Here is a 7992-nt window from a genome sequence, read left to right as displayed (position 1 = left end):
GGGGGAGATGGCCGCCACGGGCGAGGTCCCGTTTAGCCGCTACTACGGAAGCATCGATGCGACTCCGCTCTTCATCCTACTGGCGGGTGCGTACTTCGAGCGCACCGCCGATCATGATTTCTCCCAGGTCATCTGGCCCCACGTGGAGCGCGCTCTACAGTGGATCGACCAGTATGGCGACTGCGATGGCGACGGGTTCGTGGAGTATGCCCCCCGTTCCGAGCGCGGGCTCGTCCACCAGGGCTGGAAAGACTCGTACGATTCGGTCTTCCACGAGGACGGCGCCCTGGCCGAGGGGCCGATTGCGCTGTGTGAAGTCCAAGGCTATGTGTATGCCGCAAAGCTTGCGGCGGCCCGGATGGCCGAAGCCATGGCACTGGACGCACGGGCGAAGGAGTTGGCCGACGGGGCGGAGACGCTGCGGCGCCGGTTCGAGGAAGTATTCTGGTGCGACGATCTTTCCACGTACGCACTGGCACTGGACGGACGCAAGCGCCCCTGTCGAGTGCGCACCTCCAATGCTGGACACTGCCTCTTCGCGGGGATCGCAAACGAGAAACACGCACGCCGACTCGCCAGGGCGCTCACAAGCAAGGCGTCGTTTTCCGGATGGGGGATTCGGACCGTGGCGGCCACGGAGTCGTGCTACAACCCCATGTCCTATCACAACGGGTCGGTCTGGCCACACGACAATGCAATCATCGCGGCAGGGTTGGCTCGATACGGGCTCAAAGTCGAAGCGCTAAAAATCCTCACGGGACTCTTCGATGCCAGCCTCTTTTTCGACCTGCATCGGTTGCCCGAGCTCTTCAGCGGCTTTCTCCGGCGTCCGGGCGAGAGCCCAACGCTTTATCCGGTCTCGTGCGCTCCGCAGTCTTGGGCATCGGGGGCTGTGTTGCTTCTCCTTCAAGCCTGCCTCGGCATGGAGGTGCGCGGGTCGGAGAGGAAGGTCGTGTTCTCCAATCCGTGCCTACCGGAGTTCCTTCAAGAAGTACAGATCAAGGGGCTCCTTGTGGGGGAGGCCAGCTTGGACCTCTCGCTCGTTCGTCACCATGACGACGTGGGAATCAACGTGCTACGCAAGGAGGGCCAAGTTAGCGTGGTGGCGATCAAATGAGACGACATGCCTCAGGTTTTGGCGCACACACGGATAGGATAGGACGGCGCAGGCGCACGACGCCGTGATGACGAGGAGCCAGCTAACAACAGCATGCAGCAGACGGCGCTACGCGCCGCCGGTGAGCTTTAACGTTGATCGAAACCTCTGAAAAAGACAAGCACTTGAACCCTCGAATCCTTGAACCTTCTTAATTTTACTTGATGACCTTTAGCTTTCCTCTCTTTTCCCCCTTTGGACTCCCTTTTACAGGTCCCTTGTTCTCCCCTTTTTGCAATTCCAGGATGTGGCGGTTGAAGAGGTTGTTCTTGGCGGTCACCCCGTTGATGATGAAGTAGATGATCACCGCCTTCTCCCATTCCTTGGTGGGCTCAAAGTCAAAGAGCCTGTCCAGGTACTTCTTCCTCAACTGGCTCAAGGAGGCCTCATCCAAGGTGATGATTTGCTCCGCTATCCTATCCAAGGCCTTTTCCACCATATCTCTACCTCCTCATTCGCCCTCCCCTTGGTCTAACTGCTCAGTTGAGCATGAGGAGAGAGGATTTGCCTCTTCACCTCCTCCAATGACTCACGGATCAACAAGACAAGCCTCCATGAGGCTTAGAATCTTCATCTTTACTCCTGAAAATACTGGGGTCAGTCGGAGAGGGCCCAAATGTCCCCGTTATGGGCATCGAAATCGGGCATCTCCCGCCGCAGGAACTCCCTAGCCTTCTCCAGTATCTCCCCTTCTATCTGCCGCACCCTCTCCAGAGAGATATTGTACTTCTGACCTATCTCCCGCAGGGTCAGAGGCTTCTCGGCCATCATCCTCCTCTCGAAGATCTCCTGTTCCCTTTCATTGAGCGAAAGGCGGAACTCCCCCAACTTCTGGGCAAAGAGCTTCCTAAGCTCCTCCTCCCCTAAGCGTTCATCTTGGGGGGAGGTTCCCGCAGGTAAAAGATCTCCGAAGGTCTCCTTGGAGTCCTCGCCCACCTGTGTATCGAGGGAGATCTCCGCCATCTCCATCCGTTGGTCCATGGAGACCACCTCATCCTCTTTCACGTTCAAGCTCTCGGCCACCAGTTTCGGGACAGGGTCGAAGCCCATCTTTTCTAACCTCTCCTTCTCCTTCTTCAGGTCGAAGAAGAGCTTTCGCTGGGCCTGGGTGGTACCGATACGCACCAGCCGCCAGTTGCCCATGATGAACTTCAGGATATAGGCCCTGATCCAAAAGGAGGCGTAGGTGGTAAACCTGACCCCGCGATAAGGGTCAAACCTCTTGAGCGCCTGCATCAGCCCCACATTGCCCTCTTGGATGAGGTCCAGGAGATTGGTGGTCCAGTAGTGATGATATTCCAGGGCGATCTTAACCACCAGTCTTAAGTTGGAGACCACCATTTTAAAGGCCGCCTCCTTATCCCCAAACTCACGATATCTGATGGTCAATTCCCTCTCTTCTTTCTTGCTGAGGATGGGGGCGCTGCTGATCTCATGCAGGTAACGGCGTAGGGGATCGTAAGGGGCTAATTTTTCCCCCTTCGCCCTTTCCATGGTCCTTAGCTCGTCGAGCTCCTCTGGTAAAGATATCTTTGACTTTTTGGGTGCCTTGGCCATCTCCCCTTCCTTTTTCCAATGTTAATCCCACCTGGGGGAAATGACAACCCCCTTGGCCCTTTACGGTCTTTGCTTGAAAATGGTCTGAGGATGATTAAATTTTTCTATGGAAGGATAATTAAAAGCAAAGGAGGGATAATTATGACTCTGATACCATGGAGACCTTTGAGGGAATTGGATGTCTTGCGCAGAGAGATGGATCGCCTCTGGGACAGGTTATCCGGTGAGAGGCCCATTGAGTGGGAAGGGGGGGAGTGGACCCCATCCTTGGACGTATCTGAGACCAAAGATAAGGTTATGGTTAAGGCAGAGGCCCCGGGGATAGACCCAAAAGATATCGATATCTCTTTGGCTAGTGGGATCTTGACCATAAAGGGGGAGAAGAAACAACAGCGGGAGGAAAAGGATGAAAACTATCACCTGATAGAAAGGAATTACGGTTCCTTTTTTCGGTCCGTGCGCCTCCCCGTGGAAGTCCAAGAGGATAAGGTCAAAGCCAACTATAAAGATGGTGTCCTCAAGATAACCCTCCCCAAGACAGAGCGAGCCAAGGAAAAGGAGGTCAAGATCGAGGTACAGTAAGGGGTAATCCATCTCCTGGAGGAGGGGTTGGGATATCATATCGATGTCTCAATCCCTTTTCTCTTTGCATACAGAGGCCCTTTGTGCTATAAGATTGGGTACCACATGAAGGAGGAGGTATCCATGGAGAAGGCGAAGATCTTGGTGGTGGACGATGAGGAAGTAATTTTAAGGTCCATTGTCGGCATCCTCCAAGATGAGGGGTATGAGACTACTATTGCCCGGGACGGGAGGGAGGCCCTGCAAATCTATCAAGCGGAGGCACCCGATGCCCTCCTGCTAGACATATGGATGCCCGATATGGATGGGATAGAGGTTCTGAAGAGGCTACAAGAGATAGATGCAGACAGTGCAGTTGTTATAATTTCTGGGCATGGGACAATCTCCACTGCTATAAAGGCGGTGAAGCTGGGGGCCTTTGACTTCATCGAGAAACCCCTCTCCATGGATATCCTCCTGATCACCTTGGAAAAGGCCTTGGAACACCGCCAATTGAGGGTGGAAAGCAAACGCCTGCAAAGGCTGCTGAGGGACAATGAGAAAAGACTGCAAGAGATCACCTCCCTTACCCCCCCGGCGGCTGAGTTGACTAAATCCCTGCCCACCTCCCCCGAGACCTTCTTGGAACCAGGCCTTCAGCCCCAGCGCACCCTCAAACAGAGTATGGTTCTTTACGGGACCGGCCTCCACTCCGGGCTGAAGACAGGGATGATCCTGCTGCCGCTGTCCCCGGGCAGCGGTATCCTATTCTGCAATCTTTCTGAAGACCTCGCCGTGCCAGGACATCTGGATTATGTCCGATCCACGGAGCTCGCCACCTCGGTGGCCAAAGGGAGGACCATTATCAGGACAGTGGAGCATTTTATGGCGGTCTTGCACGCTTACCGCATCAACAACCTCTTGATCAAGATCAACGGGGAGATCCCCATCATGGACGGTTCTGCCTTGGATTTCTGCAGGATCATCGAGGAGGCAGGGATTGAGGAACAGATGGTCGGATACGAGGAGTTGGTGATAGATCGCCGATATCAGGTGGGGGAAGAATCACCGCAGGGCAAATACATCTACATAGAACCCGCAGATACCTTCGGGGTACGGTATCACCTCAGCTATCCTCCCCCCATTGGGGAGCAGGAATATACCTTTGTCTTGGATGGTTCAGAGACCTTCAAGCGAGAAATCGCCCCTGCTCGGACCTTTGGTTTCTTAAAGGATGCGGAAAAACTGAGCAAGATGGGGCTGGCTGGGGGAGGACATCTGCATAACGTAATCCTGCTGGACGATAAAGGGGTGGTGAATACCAAACTGAGGTTCCCCGACGAATTTGTCCGCCATAAGATCCTTGATCTCATCGGGGATTTTTATCTCCTGAACCGTCCCCTCAAGGGGATGGTCACCGCCCACATGACCGGTCACAGCGAAAACATCGCTATGCTGCGGGAAATCAGAAAGGAAATGGGGATCTGATCACCAACCTATCTCTTCGACCCTTCTCAATTCCTTCCCCAAGAATATCCCCCCCACCTTTGTGAAGCGCTCCGCATTATCAGTGACATAGAATTTATATTTCCCATCCTTATCCCCTAGGCTGGTGAGATCTTCCTCATCTAAGACCTTCTTGACCTCCTTGGCCGTCTCCTTGGCGGAGTTGACCAAACATACCCCATCTTCCATGGTCTCCCTGATGATCCCCTCTAAGAGGGGGTAATGGGTACAGCCGAGTACCAAGGTATCTATCATTTCCTCACGCAGGGGGGAAAGGTAGGTTTGGGCCGTCAGGCGGGTCACCTGATTGCCCACCCAACCCTCCTCCGCTAAGGGGACAAAGAGGGGGCAAGCCCGGCTGATGACCTTGATATGGGGATCGATCCCTTGGATGGTCCTTTCATAGGCGCGACTTCTCACCGTCGCCTCAGTCCCGATTACCCCAACTTTCTTGTTCTGGGTCACCTCAATTGCCCTCCTCGCCCCAGGCTCGATCACCCCGAGGATAGGAATCTCGTTCTCCTGCTGCAGTTGTGGGAGGCTCACGGCCGAGGAGGTATTGCAGGCGACCACCAGAAGTTTAATCCCCTGGCTTAGGAGAAAACTCGTGTTCTCTAGGGAATATTTGAGGATGGTCCCGGGGGATCTTGTCCCATAGGGGATCCTCGCCGTATCTCCCAAGTAGATGATGTCCTCCCGAGGCAGGATGGTGGTCACCTCTTTAAACACCGTCAACCCACCCACTCCCGAGTCAAAGATCCCAATTGGTCTTTTTCTCTCTTTCATTTTTACCAAAAAATGTCCCACCCTCGGGGTGGGATCATCCCTCTCTGGTGCCTGGAGCGGGGGTCGAACCCGCACGGGGCACAGCCCCAAGGGATTTTAAGTCCCTTGCGTCTACCAGTTCCGCCATCCAGGCCTTGTTTTTAAATTACACCCCTCTTTTAGGATTGTCAAGATAGGGTATAGATACCCTCATCTCAAAGAAAGGCCTCCCTCAGATATCGGGCTGCCTCCTCTGGGGGTGTGGGGTTGATGTAGAAACCTGTCCCCCATTCAAAGCCGGCCACCTTGGTCAGTTTAGGCATGATCTCAAGGTGCCAGTGGTAGTATTCATTTTGGGACTCCCGGAAGTGAGAGGTGTGGATGACGAAGTTGTAAGGGGGGTCGTTCAAAACATGATCCATTCTTTGCAGAACTCTCAGGAGGACCTGGGCCAGCTCCCCATAGCCCTTCATATCCTCAAAGGAGGGGCTATGGGCCTCGGGGATAATCCACGTCTCAAAGGGGAAACGTGAGGCAAAGGGGGCTAAGGCGACAACCCCGCCTTTCTCCTCTATTATCCTACTCTCTGCGATAAGTTCCTGATTTATGATATCGCAGAAGATACACCTATCGCGATAGTTATAGTAAGTCCTCGCCCCCTCCATCTCCTCAAAGACCCTTTTGGGGACGATGGGTAAGGCGATCAGTTGGGAATGGGAGTGTTCTAAAGAGGCCCCTGCGGCCGCACCATAATTCTTGAAGACCATAACGTAACGAAAGCGAGAATCCCTCTTCAGGGAGCGAATCCTCTCCCTGTACGCCCAGAGGACATCTTCTACCTCCTTTACCTCGAGATTGGAGAACCTGATGTTATGCCGGGGTGTCTCGATGACTATCTCGTGATCCCCCACCCCGCTCATCCAATCATAGACCCCTGTTCTGCCTCTCTCCAGCCTCTCCTCGGCCACCAAGGCGGGGAACTTATTCTTCACGACCCGCAGGCTCCAGCCAGGGGTGTTGGGCCTTGAACCTTCGGACCTGAGGGCATAGACTTCAGGGGGGGTCTTGTCCTCGTTACCAGGGCAAAGGGGGCAAAATCCTCCTCTTCTTACTTCTGCCTCGCTGACAAAATCAGAGGGTCTCTTTCCCCTCTCGGTAGCGATGATAACCCATCTCCCGATGATGGGGTCTTTCCTTAACTCCGGCATGGGGGCCATAAGGATAGAAAGGAGATCACCTTATTCCCCTCTTCTCCATCTCCTCCTGTTCTTGTTTACACCTGATGCAGAGGGTCGTCACAGGCCTGGCCTCCAGCCTCTTCTCTGAGATCTCCTCCCCGCATCTTTCACAGATGCCGAAGGTCCCCTCCTCTATCCTCTCCAGAGCTTCCTTGATTTTCATGATCAGCTTTCTTTCTCTATCCCGGATTCGGAGCAGAAAGTTGCGGTTCGACTCCCATGATGCTCTATCTGTAGGGTCCGAAAAGTCCGCTACGGTTACCGTCATATCGTTGACAGTCTTGGTGGCCTCCTCAATGAGGTTCTTTAGCTGTTCGCTCAGGAGGGCCTTGAAATATCGGAGCCTTTCCTCATCCACTCCTTTGCTCCAGAAAGGATAATTTGAAAAAGAAACAGTAATGAAAAAATTGAGGAAAGTCAATAGGGGAAAGTGGGTCAGTTTATCAACTGGCAGAAGAGGGGTCAAGCCCATCTGAGCAGGCATTTTCTGACTCTGGGGGTGGCTGAACACAAAAAGGCCTGAAGAGCAAATAAAAAAGTTGTCCTTGACAAAAGGGTGTTTGGCATTATAAATCTTGCAAAGATCTCAAAAAGTAAGAGACTGCCAAGAGATGGGATGATTCTGGATAAACAAATATTTTAAACAATTTTCTGACATTTATGAAACTATGGACATCTTAGACTATGCCAGATAGACTATGCCAGAGAGAATTTTTTTAGTTACAGGGTAGACATACCGTCGGTAGAGTATGCGAAACAGTATCTGGAAGAAGGTGGTTATCCCCTTCAGGATAAAAAATTAGTAATCATAATACCTGACAGAAATGAAGATCCGGAGGCGCTTCGTTCTACAGTGATTCAGTTGGCTATGAGCAATATTTTGACAGGGATATTTCACCAGATAGATAAAGACCGGTTCAGGATCAAGAAGATTGTTGTGAGCGACCAGTCAGATAAGAAGATTGCAAAGACCAACAGAGGTTTACTATATACGGTAAAAGATGTACTATATAATACGCTAAAAAAGGCTGATATCCCTGAAATATACCATCTGCAGTTTGATGCGCAGATGAGTGAGATAGTCTATGAGTATCTGAGGGATTATTTAAAGATAAGCAGGAAGGAAAGGGACAGGCCGATCCTTGGCAAAGGGATAAACATGGCAATAAGTTCTCTTGTATCTTCAGAACTTACAAAGGATGGGATAGC

9 protein-coding genes and 1 tRNA gene (1 of these 10 cut by a window edge) are annotated in these 7992 nt (G+C 52.6%); 4 read left to right on the top strand and 6 right to left on the bottom strand.

The genetic code is table 11. The features are described 5' to 3' along the window. Positions 1–1117, top strand: a 1117-nt coding sequence (locus tag JRI46_11425) for an amylo-alpha-1,6-glucosidase (protein ID MBW2040177.1), incomplete at its 5' end; no start/stop codon positions are given. A 196-nt stretch (positions 1118–1313) separates the two neighbouring features. Here the strand turns inward: JRI46_11425 and JRI46_11420 are convergent. Further along, positions 1314–1595 carry a hypothetical protein gene (locus JRI46_11420; protein MBW2040176.1) on the bottom strand — a complete coding sequence of 94 codons (282 nt, stop codon included), beginning with the start codon at positions 1593–1595 and terminating at the stop codon, positions 1314–1316. 158 nt (positions 1596–1753) lie between these two features. Further along, the gene (locus JRI46_11415; GenBank protein MBW2040175.1) at positions 1754–2713 is read right to left on the bottom strand and encodes an RNA polymerase factor sigma-32; all 960 of its coding nucleotides are present in this window, start codon (positions 2711–2713) and stop codon (positions 1754–1756) included. A 141-nt stretch (positions 2714–2854) separates the two neighbouring features. Here JRI46_11415 and JRI46_11410 point away from each other — a divergent pair, with 141 nt between their 5' ends. Next, complete coding sequence (locus JRI46_11410; GenBank protein MBW2040174.1) at positions 2855–3295, top strand: Hsp20/alpha crystallin family protein; 441 nt, start codon at positions 2855–2857, stop codon at positions 3293–3295. Between the two features lie 123 nt (positions 3296–3418). Further along, the gene (lpxC, locus tag JRI46_11405; GenBank protein MBW2040173.1) at positions 3419–4762 is read left to right on the top strand and encodes a UDP-3-O-[3-hydroxymyristoyl] N-acetylglucosamine deacetylase; all 1344 of its coding nucleotides are present in this window, start codon (positions 3419–3421) and stop codon (positions 4760–4762) included. Here lpxC and JRI46_11400 read toward each other — a convergent pair whose 3' ends face one another. From JRI46_11400 to dksA, 4 genes are all read right to left on the bottom strand, one after another. Then, entirely contained in the window at positions 4763–5566 is an 804-nt protein-coding gene (locus JRI46_11400) for a glutamate racemase (protein ID MBW2040172.1), read from the bottom strand. 45 nt (positions 5567–5611) lie between these two features. Continuing rightward, a tRNA-Leu gene (locus JRI46_11395) sits at positions 5612–5699 on the bottom strand. A 61-nt stretch (positions 5700–5760) separates the two neighbouring features. Beyond that, on the bottom strand, positions 5761–6753 hold the full coding sequence (galT, locus tag JRI46_11390) for a galactose-1-phosphate uridylyltransferase (protein MBW2040171.1): 993 nt from the start codon (positions 6751–6753) through the stop codon (positions 5761–5763). Between the two features lie 25 nt (positions 6754–6778). Continuing rightward, positions 6779–7141, bottom strand: coding sequence for an RNA polymerase-binding protein DksA (dksA, locus tag JRI46_11385; protein MBW2040170.1), 363 nt, complete (start codon positions 7139–7141; stop codon positions 6779–6781). Between the two features lie 522 nt (positions 7142–7663). On the opposite strand from dksA, the gene JRI46_11380 reads away from it, so the two are divergent. Then, positions 7664–7992 carry the 5' portion of a hypothetical protein gene (locus JRI46_11380; protein MBW2040169.1) on the top strand. Its footprint extends 688 nt past the window's final position, so the window shows 329 of its 1017 coding nt (coding positions 1–329); its start codon is at positions 7664–7666; its stop codon lies off the right edge, out of view.

The sequence above is a fragment of the Deltaproteobacteria bacterium genome (assembly GCA_019308925.1).
GTDB lineage: Bacteria > Desulfobacterota > B13-G15 > B13-G15 > RBG-16-54-18 > JAFDHG01.
This window is presented reverse-complemented; position numbering and strand designations above follow the sequence as displayed.